Source organism: Variovorax sp. DAIF25 (assembly GCF_050711835.1).
Taxonomy (GTDB): Bacteria; Pseudomonadota; Gammaproteobacteria; order Burkholderiales; family Burkholderiaceae_C; genus Variovorax.
Genome location: NZ_CP136636.1, coordinates 1,102,247 through 1,117,085, shown reverse-complemented (window position 1 = coordinate 1,117,085; position 14,839 = coordinate 1,102,247). Strand labels below are relative to the sequence as shown.

The 14,839-nt window shown below is 68.3% G+C and carries 14 protein-coding genes; 2 read left to right on the top strand and 12 right to left on the bottom strand.

What is annotated here, in order from left to right:
• Nucleotides 1–119: 119 nt before the first annotated feature.
• The 6 genes from R0232_RS05040 to R0232_RS05015 form a co-directional block, all read right to left on the bottom strand.
• Nucleotides 120–857: an amino acid ABC transporter ATP-binding protein gene (locus R0232_RS05040; protein WP_093354121.1), complete on the bottom strand. Its 738-nt coding sequence runs from the start codon at nt 855–857 to the stop codon at nt 120–122.
• A gap of 38 nt (nt 858–895) precedes the next feature.
• Nucleotides 896–1,585 (bottom strand): amino acid ABC transporter permease, encoded by a 690-nt coding sequence (locus R0232_RS05035; RefSeq protein WP_057590982.1) that lies wholly within the window; start codon nt 1,583–1,585, stop codon nt 896–898.
• 1 nt (nt 1,586) lies between these two features.
• Complete coding sequence (locus tag R0232_RS05030) at nt 1,587–2,315, bottom strand: amino acid ABC transporter permease (protein ID WP_093354052.1); 729 nt, start codon at nt 2,313–2,315, stop codon at nt 1,587–1,589.
• 93 nt (nt 2,316–2,408) lie between these two features.
• Nucleotides 2,409–3,308, bottom strand: coding sequence for an amino acid ABC transporter substrate-binding protein (locus tag R0232_RS05025; RefSeq protein WP_093354050.1), 900 nt, complete (start codon nt 3,306–3,308; stop codon nt 2,409–2,411).
• Between the two features lie 168 nt (nt 3,309–3,476).
• The gene (locus R0232_RS05020; RefSeq protein WP_093354048.1) at nt 3,477–4,931 is read right to left on the bottom strand and encodes an aspartate ammonia-lyase; all 1,455 of its coding nucleotides are present in this window, start codon (nt 4,929–4,931) and stop codon (nt 3,477–3,479) included.
• A gap of 237 nt (nt 4,932–5,168) precedes the next feature.
• The gene (locus tag R0232_RS05015; RefSeq protein WP_093354046.1) at nt 5,169–6,155 is read right to left on the bottom strand and encodes a LysR substrate-binding domain-containing protein; all 987 of its coding nucleotides are present in this window, start codon (nt 6,153–6,155) and stop codon (nt 5,169–5,171) included.
• 131 nt (nt 6,156–6,286) lie between these two features.
• Here R0232_RS05015 and R0232_RS05010 point away from each other — a divergent pair, with 131 nt between their 5' ends.
• Nucleotides 6,287–7,729, top strand: coding sequence for an amidase (locus R0232_RS05010; RefSeq protein WP_431511415.1), 1,443 nt, complete (start codon nt 6,287–6,289; stop codon nt 7,727–7,729).
• 123 nt (nt 7,730–7,852) lie between these two features.
• Here R0232_RS05010 and R0232_RS05005 read toward each other — a convergent pair whose 3' ends face one another.
• Both R0232_RS05005 and R0232_RS05000 read right to left on the bottom strand, forming a co-directional pair.
• Nucleotides 7,853–8,791: a 2-hydroxyacid dehydrogenase gene (locus R0232_RS05005; protein WP_296776848.1), complete on the bottom strand. Its 939-nt coding sequence runs from the start codon at nt 8,789–8,791 to the stop codon at nt 7,853–7,855.
• A gap of 48 nt (nt 8,792–8,839) precedes the next feature.
• On the bottom strand, nt 8,840–10,684 hold the full coding sequence (locus tag R0232_RS05000; protein WP_431511414.1) for an ABCB family ABC transporter ATP-binding protein/permease: 1,845 nt from the start codon (nt 10,682–10,684) through the stop codon (nt 8,840–8,842).
• A gap of 41 nt (nt 10,685–10,725) precedes the next feature.
• Here R0232_RS05000 and R0232_RS04995 point away from each other — a divergent pair, with 41 nt between their 5' ends.
• Complete coding sequence (locus tag R0232_RS04995) at nt 10,726–11,154, top strand: acyl-CoA thioesterase (RefSeq protein WP_057590974.1); 429 nt, start codon at nt 10,726–10,728, stop codon at nt 11,152–11,154.
• Nucleotides 11,155–11,169: 15 nt separating this feature from the next.
• Here the strand turns inward: R0232_RS04995 and R0232_RS04990 are convergent, their stop codons facing one another.
• From R0232_RS04990 to R0232_RS04975, 4 genes are all read right to left on the bottom strand, one after another.
• Nucleotides 11,170–12,276 carry an ABC transporter substrate-binding protein gene (locus R0232_RS04990; protein ID WP_398497115.1) on the bottom strand — a complete coding sequence of 369 codons (1,107 nt, stop codon included), beginning with the start codon at nt 12,274–12,276 and terminating at the stop codon, nt 11,170–11,172.
• 243 nt (nt 12,277–12,519) lie between these two features.
• Nucleotides 12,520–13,290 (bottom strand): enoyl-CoA hydratase, encoded by a 771-nt coding sequence (locus R0232_RS04985; RefSeq protein WP_431511413.1) that lies wholly within the window; start codon nt 13,288–13,290, stop codon nt 12,520–12,522.
• A gap of 37 nt (nt 13,291–13,327) precedes the next feature.
• Nucleotides 13,328–13,921: a 2-hydroxychromene-2-carboxylate isomerase gene (locus R0232_RS04980; RefSeq protein ID WP_431511412.1), complete on the bottom strand. Its 594-nt coding sequence runs from the start codon at nt 13,919–13,921 to the stop codon at nt 13,328–13,330.
• Nucleotides 13,922–13,986: 65 nt separating this feature from the next.
• Nucleotides 13,987–14,826 carry an acyl-CoA thioesterase gene (locus R0232_RS04975; protein WP_431511411.1) on the bottom strand — a complete coding sequence of 280 codons (840 nt, stop codon included), beginning with the start codon at nt 14,824–14,826 and terminating at the stop codon, nt 13,987–13,989.
• Between the last annotated feature and the right edge of the window lie 13 nt (nt 14,827–14,839).

The window sequence follows — 14,839 nt, the reverse complement described above, 5'->3', positions numbered from 1 at the left end:
TTCGCCTCGCCACGAAAAATGCCCCCAAGGGGGCGTTTTCATCTTGGGGCGGCCCGGCGATGAAAAAGGGCCATGCCGTCGCCGGCATGGCCCTTATCGTTTGTCGCAACGCGCAGCGTTCAGTGCTGCAGGATCTTGTTGAGGAAGTCCTTGGTGCGCGGCTGGCGGTTCTCGGGCTGGCCGAAGAACTCGTCCTTCGAGCAGTCCTCGAGGATGCGGCCGCCGACGTCGATGAAGATCACGCGGCTCGCGACCTTGCGTGCGAAGCCCATTTCGTGCGTGACCACCATCATGGTCATGCCTTCCTTGGCCAGGCTCACCATCACGTCGAGCACTTCGCCGACCATCTCGGGGTCGAGCGCCGAGGTGGGTTCGTCGAACAGCATCACGATCGGGTCCATGCTCAGCGCGCGGGCGATCGCCACGCGTTGCTGCTGGCCGCCCGAGAGCTGGCCCGGGAACTTGTCCTTGTGCGCCATCAGGCCCACGCGGTCGAGCATCTTGAGGCCACGGGTCTTGGCCTCGTCGGGCGTGCGGCCCAGCACCTTGATCTGCGCGATCGTGAGGTTCTCGGTCACCGACAGGTGCGGGAACAGCTCGAAGTGCTGGAACACCATGCCGACCTTGGAGCGCAGCTTCGGCAGGTTGGTCTTGGGGTCGTGCAGCGGGATGCCGTTGACGGTGATCTCGCCCTTCTGGAAGGGTTCGAGCGCGTTCACGGTCTTGATGAGCGTGGACTTGCCCGAGCCCGAGGGACCGCAGACCACGACCACGTCGCCCTTGGCGATGCTGACGGAGCAGTCGTTGAGCACCTGCACGGGGCCGTACCACTTGGAGACGTTCTTGATTTCGATCATTTTTTCGGACATTTCTTTCTCTCCGGTTCAGTGCTCTGTCAGCGGATGATGGCGATTTTCTTGTGCAGGCGCTTCACCAGGTACGACAGCGCATAGCACATCACGAAGTACACGACGGCGGCGAGCAGGTAGGCCTCGATCGGGCGGCCGAAGTTCTTGCCCGCGGTCTCGAAGCCCTTGAGCATGTCGTAGGCGCCGATGGCGTAGACCAGCGAGGTGTCCTGGAACAGGATGATGGTTTGCGTGAGCAGCACCGGCAGCATGTTGCGGAAGGCCTGCGGCAGCACCACGAGGCGCATGTTCTGGCCGTAGGTCATGCCCACCGCCTGGCCCGCGTTCACCTGGCCGCGCGGGATCGACTGGATGCCCGCGCGCATGATCTCGCTGAAGTAGGCGGCCTCGAACGCGACGAAGGTGATCACGGCCGAGATCTCGGAGCGGTAGTTGGAACCCACCGAGCCGAACAGCGAATAGAACGACGCCGGCACCAGCAGGAAGAACCACAGGATCACCATCACCAGCGGGATGCTGCGCATGCCGTTGACGTAGAGCGCCGCGGGCGCATCGAGCCACTTCTTGCCCGACAGGCGCATGAGCGCGAGGATCGTGCCGAAGATCACGCCGCCGATCGTGGCCACCACCGTCAGCATGATGCTGAAGTAGAAGCCCTTGATGACGAAGTTGCTGATGACGTCCCAGTTGTAGAAGGACAGGTCGAGATTCATCATGTCAGTGTCCTCCGCCGCCGCTGGCCGAGACGATGAAGCCCGGCACGCGGGTCTTCTTCTCGATGAAGGCCATGAGCCGGTTGATGGCCAGGGCCGACACCACGTAGCACGCCGTCACCGCGAGGTAGACCTCGATGCCGCGCGAGGTTTCTTCCTGCGCCTGCATGGCGAACATGGTGAGTTCGGTGACCGACACGGCGAACGCGACCGACGAATTCTTGAAGATGTTCATCGTCTCGCTCGTGAGCGGCGGGATGATGATGCGGTAAGCCATCGGCAGGATCACGTAGCGGTAGTACTGCGCCGTGGTGAAGCCCACCGCCATGCCCGCGTAGCGCTGGCCCTTGGGCAGCGCCTGGATACCCGAGCGCACCTGCTCGGCGATACGCGCCGAAGTGAAGAAGCCCAGCGCCAGCACCACCAGGATGAAGCTCGGCACGCCCTTCATGACCGGGACCAGCGCCGGAATGACGTGGTACCAGAGAAAGATCTGCACCAGCAGCGGAATGTTGCGGAACAGCTCGACCCAGGCATTGCCCAGCCTCACCAGCCACGGGCTGTCGGGCAGGGTGCGGATGATCCCCACCAGCGAGCCCAGCACCAACGCGACGATCAACGCCAACAGTGCCACGGACACCGTCCAGCCCCAGGCCGACAGCATCCATTGCAGATAGGTCGGATATTCCCCCCCGGGGTCCTGCAGGAAGACCTGCCAATCCCAGTTGCCCATTTTTCTTACTCCTTCGCCTTCTTCCGAAAATCAGTCCCTGAAAAGAAACGCCCACCGCGAAAGGTGGGCGTCATTCACGCAGCGACGCGACGCTTATTCCTTGGTCACGTACTCTTCAGCGGGCTTGTCGTTCGGGTTGGCCCATGCGTTCTTGGTGGCTTCGCCCAGCGGCAGGTTGATGGTGACGTTTGCCGGGGGGATCGGCTTCAGGAACCACTTGTCGTAGAGCTTGGCGAGCTCGCCCGACTTGGCCTGGGCCTTGATGCTGTCGTCCACGGCCTTCTTGAAGGCGGGGTCGTCCTTGCGGATCATGATGGCGATGGGCTCGACGGCCAGCACGTCGTTCAGGATCTTGTAGTCCTTCGGCGACTTCGACTTGGCGGCCAGCGCGGCCAGGATCGAGCCGTCCATCACGAAGGCGTCGGCACGGCCGGTCTCGAGCAGCAGGAAGCTGTCGGAGTGGTCCTTGCCGTAGACCTCCTTGAAGGTCAGGTTCTCGGCGCGCTTCTGCTTGCGCACGGTCTGCAGCGGCGTGGTGCCGGTGGTGGTGGCGACGGTCTTGTCCTTCAGGTCGGCCAGCGAGTTGATGCCCGAGTTCGCCTTCACGACGATCTTGGTTTCCTCGACGTAGGTGGTCACGCCGAAGGCCACGTCCTTCTGGCGCGTGGCGTTGTTGGTGGTGGAGCCGCACTCGATGTCGACGGTGCCGTTCTGCACCAGCGGGATGCGGTTCTGCGAGGTCACGGGCTGGTACTTGACTTCGAGCTTCTTGCCGGCGGCCTTCTCGAGGTCCTTGATGATGTTGGCGCAGACGTCGTAGTGGAAGCCGGTGTATTGGCCGTTGCCCAGCGTGTACGACAGACCCGAGGATTCACGCACACCTTCGGTGATGACGCCCGATGCCTTGATCTTGGCCAGCGTGTCATTGGCCTGCGCCATCGCGCCGCCGGCGGCCAGCGCCGCGATTGCCAATGCCAGTACTTGCTTTTTCATACGGAAAACTCCTGAGGGTGACGGAAATGAGAGATACAACGAAATTCTAGACATGATGTCTCGGGGGAATACCCGGACCAACCCGGTGCATTTTCCCCGAGCCGCGCACCGGCCGGGCGCATAAGGCGCCTGGCTGGTGCGGACACAGGATTTGGCATTGTCCGGCTTTCACAAAGCAGCCTTTGTGCCCGACGGTTCCGCGGCCGGCGGCACCGGCACGGACAGCCGCACGGGCTGGGTCAGGTTCTCCGGAACCAGCAGCGCGTCCATCTCGGCGCGCGTCATGATGCCCAGCGATTCGGCCACCAGGTCGATCGGCCCGCCCGTGGCCAGCGCGGTCTTGGCGATCAGCGCGGCCTTCTCGTAGCCGATCAGCGGATTGAGCGCGGTGACCAGCGTGACCGACTCGCGCACCCGCTTGGCGAGGAACTCGCGATTGGCCTCGATGCCATCGACGCAGTTCAGCTGCAGGGTGTTGCAGGCGTTGCCCAGGTGCTTGATGCTCTTGAACAGGCTCCAGCCCATGATCGGCTCGAAGGCGTTGAGCTGCAGTTGGCCGGCTTCGGACGCCATGGTCACGGTGATGTCGTTGCCGATCACCTCGAAGGCCACCTGGTTCATCACCTCCGGGATCACCGGGTTGACCTTGCCGGGCATGATCGACGAGCCGGCCTGCCGCGCGGGCAGCCGGATCTCGCCGAAGCCGGCCTGCGGGCCGCTCGAGAGCAGCCGCAGGTCGTTGCAGGTCTTGCTGAGCTTGGTGGCCACGCGCTTGAGCACGCCCGACAGCTGCACGAAGGCACCGGTGTCCTGCGTGGCCTCGATCAGGTTGGCGGCCTGCTTGAGCGGCACGCCGGTCTGCTCGGCCAGGTACTGGCAGGCCAGGTTGGCATAGCCGTGCGGCGCGTTGATGCCGGTGCCGATGGCGGTGGCGCCGAGATTGATCTCCTCGATCAGCGCGCGCGCCTCGCCGAGGCGGGCCTCGTCCTCGCCGATCATGATGGCGTAGGTCAGGAACTCCTGGCCCAGGGTCATCGGCACCGCGTCCTGCAGCTGGGTGCGGCCGATCTTGAGCACGTCCTTGAACTCGAGCGCCTTGGCCTCGAAGCTGCGGCGCAGCGCCGCCATGGCCTCGAGCAGCTTGCCGATCGCGAACCACAGCGCCAGCCGCACGGCCGTCGGGTAGACGTCGTTGGTGCTCTGCGAGGCGTTGACGTGGTCGTTGGGATGCAGCACGTCGTAGCGGCCCTTCTCGTGGCCCAGCTTCTCGAGCGCGAGGTTGCAGATGACCTCGTTGGCGTTCATGTTGGTCGAGGTGCCGGCGCCGCCCTGGATCACGTCGACCACGAACTCGTCGAGCAGCTTGCCCTCGATCAGGTCGTCGCAGGCCAGGATGATCGCGGCCGCGCGGTCGCGGTCGATCGCGCCGAGGTCGGCATTGGCGCGCGTGGCCGCCTTCTTCACGAAGGCCAGCGCGCGCACCAGGTCGGGCATGGCCGACACGCGGGTGCCGGAGATCGCGAAGTTCTCGACCGCGCGGGCCGTGTGCACGCCCCAATAGGCGACGGCGGGAATCTGCTTCTCGCCGAGGAAGTCGTGTTCGGTTCTGAAGTTGGAGCCCATACCCACCTCTCGGCTGAAAAAAAGCACGCGAGAACGCGTGCCATGGAGTTGCGGTCGTTCGACCCGCGGCCGAAAAACTGCCCGGACTGTAGGGGCGTCATGGCGCGGACGCCAATGCTGTTTACGGGAACACTTATGCCTGACTTTTATAGATTGTGCAGTGCACAAACCCGGCCCCAAAGGCTATACCCAAACGCCCGGCCCGACCAGCGGCGCTCTCCCTACGAGGCCCCGGAATCAGCGCGGCGGCTGGGTGCCGACGAGGTACGACCAGAGCGCGTCGGCCGAGCTCTTGGGCTGCAGCGACTCGAGTCCGGCGGCCTTGGCGGCGGCGCGGCCGCCCGCGCGCGTCTGCAGCGGCGCCTGCGGGCGCTCGCGGTAGGCGCGGATCTCCATCGTGGCCTCGAGCCGGTCGATCTCGGGCGGCAGCGCGCTCACCAGCTTGCGCATGCGCACCTCCTTGCGCACCGCGCTCTGCGGCAGGAAGGCGATGCCGTGGCCTTCGAGCGCCATCACCTTCAGGCCCTCGGCCATGTCGGTCTCGTAGACCCGGTCGAGGTGGATCGCGGTGCCCGATTCCTTGAGCAGCTGGTCGACCACGCGCCCCAGGTAGGCGCCCGGCGCATAGCCCAGGTAGGGCAGCGGCTGGCCGGCGCGGCCCGGCAGCCGGTAGCGCGGCGCGCCCTCGGCGTCGGCCTTGACCCAGGGCGCCACGGTCTCCTCGCCCAGGCTCACCATCTCGTACTTGTTGGCGTCGAGCTGCAGCGGCTGCGAGGGGTGGTGGTAGGCGATCAGCAGGTCGCAGCTGCCCTCGACCAGCCGCAGCACGGCGTCGTGCACGTTGAGCGCGATCAGCCGGCTCTTGATCGGGCCGAAGTGCTCGCGCAGGCTGGTGACCCACGAGGGGAAGAAGGTGAAGGCCAGCGTGTGCGGTATCGCGAACTCGATCACGTCCTGCCCGGCGGCCGAATGGCCGCGCAGCATGGCGCGCGTGCTCTGCAGCGCCTGCAGCATCTCGATGGCCTGGCTGTAGAGCGTCTGGCCCGCGGGCGTGAGCCGCGTGGGATAGGAGCTGCGGTCGACGAGGTCGGTGCCGGCCCAACCCTCCAGCGCCTGGATGCGGCGCGAGAACGCCGGCTGGGTCACGTGCCGCAACTGGGCGGAGCGGCTGAAGCTGCGCGTCTCGGCCAGGCTGATGAAGTCTTCGAGCCACTTGGTTTCCATGGCGGGCGATTATGTGCCGCCGCGCGCGGGGCCGCGCCGGCCGGTGCTCGGGGACAACCCGCCCCCGGTCCGGCCCCGGGCGGCGCCGCGCTGCCACATACTGGCGCCTCGTCCTTCTCCGACCCCACGCCATGCCCACCGACGACCTCCTCGCCCTCAGCGCCACCGCCCTGTCGCGCCGCCTCGCCGAACGCAGCCTCTCGTGCCGCGAGCTGATGCAGGCCACGCTCGCGCGCATCGAGGCCCTGAACCCGCGCTTCAACGCCATCGTCTCGCTGCGGGACCCCGGCGCGCTGCTGGCCGAGGCCGACCAGCGCGACGCCGAGCTGGCGCGCGGCGAGCGTCGCGGCTGGATGCACGGCTTCCCGCTCGCGGTGAAGGACCTGAGCCACGCGGCCGGCCTGCCGACCTCGAAGGGCTCGCCCTTGCCGCCGCGCACGCCCGCGCGCACCGACAGCCTGCACGTGGCGCGCATGCGCGCGGCCGGCGCGATCGTCATCGGCAAGACCAACACGCCCGAGTTCGGCCTCGGCTCCCACACCTACAACACGGTGTTCGGCACCACGCGCAACGCCTACGCGCCCGAGCGCAGCGCGGGCGGCAGCAGCGGCGGCGCGGCCGTGGCGCTGGCGCTCGGCATGCTGCCGGTGGCCGACGGCAGCGACATGATGGGTTCGCTGCGCAACCCGGCGGCCTTCAACAACGTGATCGGCATGCGGCCCTCGCGCGGGCGCGTGCCCGGCGATCCCGACGAGGAGCTGTTCTTCCAGCAACTCGGTTGCGAAGGCCCGATGGCGCGCACGGTGGAGGACACCGCGCGGCTGCTCTCGGTGCAGGCCGGCTTCGACGGCCGGGTGCCGCTGTCGTCGCCGCATGCCCTGCCCGCGCCCGACGACTTGCGGATCGAGGGCGAGGTGCGCGGCCTGCGCATCGGCTGGCTCGGCAGCATCTGGAGCGACCTGCCGCTCGAGCCCGGCGTGCTCGCGCTCGGCGAGAGCGCGCTCGCCACCTTCCGCGCGCTGGGCTGCGAGGTCGAGCCCTGCACCCTCGACGTGCCGCGCGCCCACAACTGGAGCGCCTGGCTGCGGCTGCGCCAGTTGCTGGTGGGCGGCAAGCTCGGTGCCTACATGAACACGCCCGCGCTGGTCGAGCAGCTCAAGCCCGAGGCGCGCTGGGAGATCGAGCAGAGCCGGCACCTCGATGCCGCCTCGCTGTTCCAGGCCTCGGTATGGCGCTCGAACGTCTACCGCGCCTTCCTGTCGCTGTTCGAGCGCTTCGACTTCGTGCTGGCGCCGACCGCGCAGGTCTTCCCCTTCGACGCCGAGCTGCACTGGCCCGCGCAGGTGGCCGGCGTGCCGAGCGACACCTACCACCGCTGGATGGAGATCGTCACGCCGTTCACGCTGGCGGGACTGCCCACGCTCAACGTGCGCGCGGGCTTCGGCGAGGCGGGCCTGCCGATGGGGCTGCAGCTCGCGGGGCCGATCCATGCGGACCTCGAGGTGCTGCGGCTCGGGCATGCGTACGACGAGGCCTGCGGGTGGGGTGCGCGCCGCCCGCCGGTGCTGGCTTGACTCCCTCCCCCGCTGGGGGAGGGGCGGGGTGGGGGCACGCGGCGCATCGACCGCTGCAGGCTCATCCACCGCCCGGTGCCCCCATCCCGGCCTTCCCCCAGAGGGGGAAGGAGGAACAGCCTGTCAGACCGGCGTGAGAACCCCACGTCCCGCGAAGTGCCCCTCGGCATTCGCGATGAAATGGTCCACCGACTTCTGCGTCGCCTCGGGCGACCAGCCCGCCAGGTGCGGCGTCAGCAGCACGTTGTCGAGGCCGATCAGCTGTTGCGGGGGCTTCGGCTCGCTCTCGTAGACGTCGAGCGCCGCGCCTGCGATGCGGTTCTCGCGCAGCGCCGCGGCCAGCGCCTCGGTGTCGACCACGCTGCCGCGGCCGATGTTCACCAGGTAGCCCCGGGGGCCGATCGCGTCGAGCACCTCGGCATTCACCAGGTGGCGCGTGGCGGCGCCGCCGGGCGCGGCCAGCATCAGCACGTCGGCCCAGGCGGCCAGCGACTTCAGGTCGCCGAAGTAGCGGTGCGGCGAGCCCTCGCGCGGCGAGCGGTTGTGATAGCCGATCTCCATGTCGAAGCCCGCCGCGCGCTTGGCGATCTTCTGGCCGATGGTGCCCAGGCCGAGGATGCCGAGCTTCTTGCCCGACACGTTGGGCGGCTGCGGGATCGCCTCGCGCCACACGCCTTCGCGGCACTGGCGGTCGAGGGTGCGGAAGCCGCGCACGATGGCGATCAGCAGGCCGAAGGCATGGTCGGCCACGCAGTCGTCGTTGGTGCCGGCGCCGTTGGCGGTGACGATGCCACGCGCGCGGGTCACCTCGAGCGGCACGCCCTCGAAGCCCGCGCCCAGGCAGCAGATGAGCTCCACCTTGGGCATGGCCTCGATCTCGGCCGGCGTGATGCCGATCACGCCGATGGTCAGCACCGCGCGGAATTCATGGCCGCGCGCGGCGATCGCGGCCGCGCGCGCTTCGTCGCCCGGCGCATAGGCCACGTCGTAGACCTCGGCAATCTGGGCCTGGTGGGCGCTCGAGAGGCTGTTGAGCACCAGCAGGGGAATCTTGGTCGACACGTCTGAACTCCTGGAGTCTTCGGAAAAAACAAAAAAGCAATGATCGGGCTAGAGCAGCGGCGCCGCCTCGCTCTTCTGCAAAGCCCACATCTGTGCATAGCGACCCTGCTTCGCGAGCAGCTCGCCATGGGTGCCGCGCTCGACGATCACGCCGGCCTCGAGCACCAGGATCTCGTGCGCGTCGACCACGGTCGACAAGCGGTGCGCGATCACCAGCGTGGTCTTGTCCTGCGCCGCGCTCTTGAGCTCGGCCTGGATCGCGCGCTCGTTGGCCGAGTCGAGCGCCGAGGTGGCCTCGTCGAAGATCACGATCGGCGGGTTCTTCAGCAGCGTGCGCGCGATCGCCACGCGCTGCTTCTCGCCACCCGACAGCTTCAGGCCGCGCTCGCCCACCGTGGTGGCGTAGCCCTGGGGCGTGGCGGCGATGAAGTCGTGGATGCGCGCCGCGCGGGCCGCCTCCTCGACCTCCTCGCGCGTGGCGCCCGGGCGGCCGTAGGCGATGTTGTATTCGACCGTGTCGTTGAACAGCACCGTGTCCTGCGGCACGATGCCGATCGCGCGGCGCACGCTGGCCTGCTGCACCGCGCGGATGTCCTCGCCGCCGATGGTGATGCGGCCCTGCTGCACGTCGTAGAAGCGGTAGAGCAGCCGCGCCAGGGTCGACTTGCCCGAGCCCGAAGGCCCGACCACCGCCACCGTCTTGCCCGCGGGGATCTCGAAGCTCACGTGCCTGAGGATCGGCCGCGCGGCCTCGTAGGCGAAGCTCACGTCCTCGAAGCGCACCGTGGCGTCGGCACCGGCCAGCGGCTTCGCGTCGGGCGCGTCGCGCACCTCGCGCTCCTTCTCCATCAGCACGAACATCTTGTCGAGGTCGGTCAGGCTCTGCTTGATCTCGCGGTAGATCACGCCCAGGAAGTTGAGCGGGATGTAGAGCTGGATCATGAAGGCGTTGACCATCACCAGGTCGCCCAGGGTCATGCGGCCCTCGACCACGCCCGAGGTGGCGCGCCACAGCATCAGCACCAGGCTGACCGCGATCAGCGCCTGCTGGCCCGCGTTGAGCATGCTCAGCGTGCGCTGGCTGGTGATCGCGGCCTTGCGGTAGCGGTCGAGGCTGGCGTCGTAGCGCTTCGCCTCGAAGGCCTCGTTGTTGAAGTACTTGACGGTCTCGTAGTTCAACAGCGAATCGACCGCGCGGCTCTGCGCCAGCGAGTCGAGCTCGTTCATGGTCTTGCGGAACTGGGTGCGCCACTCGGTCACGGTGACCGTGAAGCCGATGTAGAGCACCAGCGCCGCCAGCGTGATCCAGACGAACAGCGCATCGAACTTCACGCCGAGGATGGCGAGCACCAGCACCAGCTCGATGATGGTCGGCACGATGCTGTAGAGCGACATCGAGATCAGCGAATGCACGCCGCGCGTGCCGCGCTCGATGTCGCGCGTCATGCCGCCGGTCTGGCGCTCGAGGTGGAAGCGCAGGCTCAGCGAATGCAGGTGGCCGAACACCTCGAGCGCGATGCGGCGCGCCGCGCCCTCGGTGGCCTTGGCGAAGATCAGCTCGCGCAACTCGTTGAACAGCGAGGTGCTGAAGCGCAGCAGCCCGTAGGCCACCAGCAGCGCGATCGGCACCACCAGCAGCGCCTGCGCCATGTCGGGCTTGGGCGTCATGGTGTCGACCAGGTTCTTCAGCAGCAGCGGCACGCCGACGTTGGCCACCTTGGCCGCCACCATGAAGCCCAGCGCGAACAGCACGCGCCATTTGTAGTCCCAGAGGTAGGGAAAGAGGCGCCGCAGCGTGGCCCAGTCGGAGCGGTCGGCGCGCGCGGGTGCGTGGCCGCCGGCATGCGGTGGGGAGGAGGTGGGGGTGGAAACAGCTTCGCCGGCGCGGCGCATGAGGGACAATCGTGGTCGTTTTTCTGCCCTGATTGTTGCCCATGTCCGATTCCCCCAGTGCCGACGCCGCCGCCACCCTGAAGAGCCTGCCCACCGACATGGAGCTGGTGCTCAAGGTGATCCCGATGCCGGCGGACTGCAATGCCAACGGCGACATCTTCGGCGGCTGGGTCATGGCGCAGTGCGACCTGGCCGGCTCGGTGATCCCGGCGCGCTACGCCAAGGGGCGCCAAGCCACGGTGGCGGTCAACGAATTCATCTTCAAGCAGCCGGTGCGCATCGGCGACATCCTGTCCTTCTATTCGAAGCTGGTGCGCATCGGCCGCACCTCGATCACCGTGACCGTGGAGGTCTTCGCCGAGCGCTTCCGGGCCCAGGGCGAGTACATCAAGGTGACGCAGGCCACCTTCACCTACGTGGCGATCGACGACAGCGGGCGGCCGCGGGCGATCGAGCAGCCGGCGGCCTGATCGGCCCGGGCAGCCTCACAGCGCCGGATCGCGCACCTTCTCGAAGCGCTCGAACTCCCGGTTGATCCAGCGCCCGTCGCGGCGCTCGGTGCGGCGGATGTAGACCGTCTGCACGATGTCGCGCGTGTAGGCGTCGATCTCGATCGGGCCGCGCGGGCTCTCGAGCTTGAGGCCGCGGAAGGCGTCGATCAGTTTCTCGGGGCTGCCGCCGCCGCGCATCAGCGGCGAGGCCATCGCGAGGTCGAGCGCCGCGAAGGCATCGTGCGCGGCCACCGCGAAATAGCCGGGCCGCAGGTGCGAGCCGTACTCGGTCTCGAAGGCCGCGGCGAAGCGGCGGTTCTCGGGCGACTCGTGTGCGTACGAGTAGTGGTGGCTGGTGACCAGCCCCTCGGCCAGCTCGCCGATGTTCTGCAGGTAGTGGTCGTCGGTGGCCTCGCCGGTCGACAGCAGCCGGATGCCGGTGTCGGCCATGCCGCGGTCGCGCCAGGCGCGCAGGAAGCCCGCCGGCATCTGGCCCGAGGGCAGGAAGAAGAACACCGCCTGCGGCTTGAGCTCGCGCAGCCGCAGCATGTAGGCCGTGTAGTCCTGCGTGGCCAGCGGCACGCGCAGCATCGCGCCGACATTGCCGCCGCCGGCCGTGATGCCCGAGACGAAGGCGGTCTCGGCATCGACGCCCGAGGCGTAGTCGGCCGTCACGGTGCAGACCTCGCGCAGCCCTTCCTTGAGCGCCCAGCGCGCCAGCGGCAGCGTGACCTGCGCGATGGTGAAGGACACGCGCACCGTGTAGGGCGAGCGCGCGGTGATGCCCGAGGAGGCCGCGTTCATGATCACCGTGGGCACCTTGGCCTGCGTGGCGACGGCCGCCACGGCATAGGCGTTGGAGCTGAAGTGCAGGCCGGTCAGCAGGTCGACGCGCTCGTTCTCCACCAGGTCGAGCGCGAGCCGGCGCGCCATGTCGGGCGCGCTCACGGGCACGTCGCGCCGCAGCAGCTCGACCGGGCGGCCCGCGATCTGCTGGTTGTGCGCGGCCAGCCAGACCGCCATGCCGGCATCGAACTGCCGCCCGCCGCCCACGTAGGCACCCGACCAGGGACCGAGCACGCCGATGCGCAGCGGCCGCACGCGCGCGAGCACCACCGAAGGCGCCGCCAGTGTGGCGCCGAGCAGGCCCAGCGCCTGCCTGCGCGTCGGCCGGATTGCTACCTTTTCAGTAGCATCGAACGACCGCTGGGTGCGGGCTGCTGGCGTGTGTAACTGGAGGACTGGCACGCGGACCAGTGTACGCGTGCGACCCCGCCGAAGGGGCCTCGGCGGCTTGTGGAAAGCCCGTAGAACGCAGGTTGTAGGTACGGACCCGCGCCGTGCTCAGAGCTTCGAGAAATCCGGCTTGCGCTTCTCCATGAAGGCGCCGAAGGCCTCGCGCGCCGCGGGCTCGCGCAGCATGCGGCCGAAGCTCGCGCCCTCCTCGTCCATGCGCTCGATGACCGCGGGCAGTTGCGCCTTCTTGAGCAGCCGCTTGGTCTCGACCAGCGCGCTCAGCGGCTTGGCCGCGAGCTTGCGCGCCTGGGTCTGGGCGATGGCGTTGGCCTCGGTCGGCGGCACCACGCGGTTGACCAGACCGACCTCGAGCGCGGCCTCGGCCATGAAGGGCTCGCCCAGCAGCAGCGCCTCGGCCGCGCGGTGGTAGCCGAGCATCTGCGGCACCAGCAGGCTGGAGGCCGCCTCGGGGCACAGGCCGAGGTTGACGAAGGGCATCGAGAAGGCCGCGTTGTCGCCCGCGTAGACCAGGTCGCAATGGAACAGCATCGTGGTGCCGATGCCCACCGCCGGGCCGCAGACCGCCGCGACGATCGGCTTCGGGAAGGTCGCGATGCCGCGCAGGAAGCGGAACACCGGCGAGTCCTTGCCCGCGGGCGGCGCATTGAGGAAGTCGCCGATGTCGTTGCCGGCGCTGAAGATGGTCGGGTCGCCCTGGATCAGCACGCAGCGCACGGCCGCGTCGCCCTCGGCCTTGGCCTTGGCCAGCGCATCGGCCAGCTCGGCGTACATGGCGCTGGTGATCGAGTTCTTCTTGTCGACGCGGTTGAAGGTGATGGTCATCACGCCGGCTTCGGCGTGGACGAGGATGTCGCTCATGGCTTGTGTCCTGTGGAAAGAAGAAAGAGGGAAGGGATCAGGCGGCCAGCGCCTCGCGCACGAAGTCGAGCCGGTCCTGGCCCCAGAACATGTCGTCGCCCACGAACATGGTGGGCGCGCCGAACACGCCGCGCGCCACGGCCTCCTGCGTAACGGCCTTCAGGCGGTCCTTGACCTCCTGCTGGCCCGCGGCCGCGAGCAGCGCCGCGGGATCGAAGCCCGCCGCCTGCAGCACCGCGCCCACCTCGGCCGGCTCGTTGAGGTTGCGCGGCTCGACCCACATCGCGTGGTAGATCGCGTCGACGTAGGCATCGAAGCGCGCCGGCTGCTGCAGCTGGATCGCGGTGGCGCCGCGCATCAGCAGCAGCGTGTTGATCGGGAAGTGCGGGTTGTGCACGAAGGGCACGCCGTAGCGCTTGGCGAAGCGCTGCAGGTCGGTCGTCATGTACGACCCCTTGGGCGCGATCTCGGCCGGCGAGTGGTTGCCCGTGGCCTGGAACACACCGCCCAGCAGCAGCGGTTTCCAGACCAGCTCGGCGCCGGTGTCGGCGCACACGTGGGGCAGCTGGGTCGCGGCGAGGTAGGCGGCGGGGCTGCCGAAATCGAAATAGAACTCGACGGTCTTCGTCATGCGGCGTTGTCTCCTGGGTGGGCTGGATTCTCTCCGGGCGGCCGCGGGCCTTGCGAAACCGGAGGCTATTCCTTGTAGTAGACGATCTGGTTCGAGGTCGCGAGCAGCACGCCGGCCTCGCTCCACAGCTGCGCGGTCTGGTCGAAGAAGCCGTTGAAGAACTGCTGCCCCGTCGCCTGCCCGAGCAGGAAGCCGGTGCCGACCTCGGCCAGTTGCGCCGCGTCGGCGTGGAAGTAGGTGGTGATCGACACGGTGCCGGCCGGCACGTGCTTGGCGCGGCGCAGCCAGATGCGCGGATAGAACACGTCGCTCATCGCCGCGAGCGAGGGCAGGTCGAGCGGCCGCGCCTGCGCGTCGCGCACCCAGATGCGGGTCTCGCTGTGCTGCAGGCTGCCGTCCCACTGCGCGGGAATGCCGCCGCTGAACGGGCGCATCTCGTACTGCTGCACCCAGGCCACGCCGGCCGGGCCGATGCGGATCGGTTCGACGGCCTCGGGCTTCGGCACCTCGGGCATGGCGAGGTCGCTCTGGCTCCAGGTCTCGCGCCGCGCGGCCGTCACCACGGTGGCGGTGGTCGTCATGTTCGGCGCGCCACCCGCGCCGGGTTGCGTGATCTGCACGGTCCAGTGCTGGGTCGAACGGTTGGTGCGCACCGCGGTCGCCTGCACGTCGAAGGCACCGGCCTCGAGCGCGGCCGCGTAGTTCACGGTCAGCGCGATCGGCGTGCCCAACAGGTCCGGATGCTGCAGCACCGACTGCAGCGCGACCGCCGCGGTGGTGCCGCCGAAGGGACCGACCATGTTCCAGTAGTCGGGGCTGGTGGTGCCCGTGAAATGGCCCGCGCGCAGGTCGCTGTGCTGCAGCGCGATGGCCTTGTCGAAGGGATGGGGAGTGCTCGTGCTCATGGCCGCAGTGTGC

Excerpts from the sequence above, each read along its gene's own strand:
- R0232_RS05040 (WP_093354121.1), bottom strand. The coding sequence starts at position 857 with ATGATCGAAATCAAGAACGTCTCCAAGTGGTACGGCCCCGTGCAGGTG.
- R0232_RS05035 (WP_057590982.1), bottom strand. The coding sequence starts at position 1,585 with ATGATGAATCTCGACCTGTCCTTCTACAACTGGGACGTCATCAGCAAC.
- R0232_RS05030 (WP_093354052.1), bottom strand. The coding sequence starts at position 2,315 with ATGGGCAACTGGGATTGGCAGGTCTTCCTGCAGGACCCCGGGGGGGAA.
- R0232_RS05025 (WP_093354050.1), bottom strand. The coding sequence starts at position 3,308 with ATGAAAAAGCAAGTACTGGCATTGGCAATCGCGGCGCTGGCCGCCGGC.
- R0232_RS05020 (WP_093354048.1), bottom strand. The coding sequence starts at position 4,931 with ATGGGCTCCAACTTCAGAACCGAACACGACTTCCTCGGCGAGAAGCAG.
- R0232_RS05015 (WP_093354046.1), bottom strand. The coding sequence starts at position 6,155 with ATGGAAACCAAGTGGCTCGAAGACTTCATCAGCCTGGCCGAGACGCGC.
- R0232_RS05010 (WP_431511415.1), top strand. The coding sequence starts at position 6,287 with ATGCCCACCGACGACCTCCTCGCCCTCAGCGCCACCGCCCTGTCGCGC.
- R0232_RS05000 (WP_431511414.1), bottom strand. The coding sequence starts at position 10,684 with ATGCGCCGCGCCGGCGAAGCTGTTTCCACCCCCACCTCCTCCCCACCG.
- R0232_RS04995 (WP_057590974.1), top strand. The coding sequence starts at position 10,726 with ATGTCCGATTCCCCCAGTGCCGACGCCGCCGCCACCCTGAAGAGCCTG.
- R0232_RS04985 (WP_431511413.1), bottom strand. The coding sequence starts at position 13,290 with ATGAGCGACATCCTCGTCCACGCCGAAGCCGGCGTGATGACCATCACC.
- R0232_RS04980 (WP_431511412.1), bottom strand. The coding sequence starts at position 13,921 with ATGACGAAGACCGTCGAGTTCTATTTCGATTTCGGCAGCCCCGCCGCC.
- R0232_RS04975 (WP_431511411.1), bottom strand. The coding sequence starts at position 14,826 with ATGAGCACGAGCACTCCCCATCCCTTCGACAAGGCCATCGCGCTGCAG.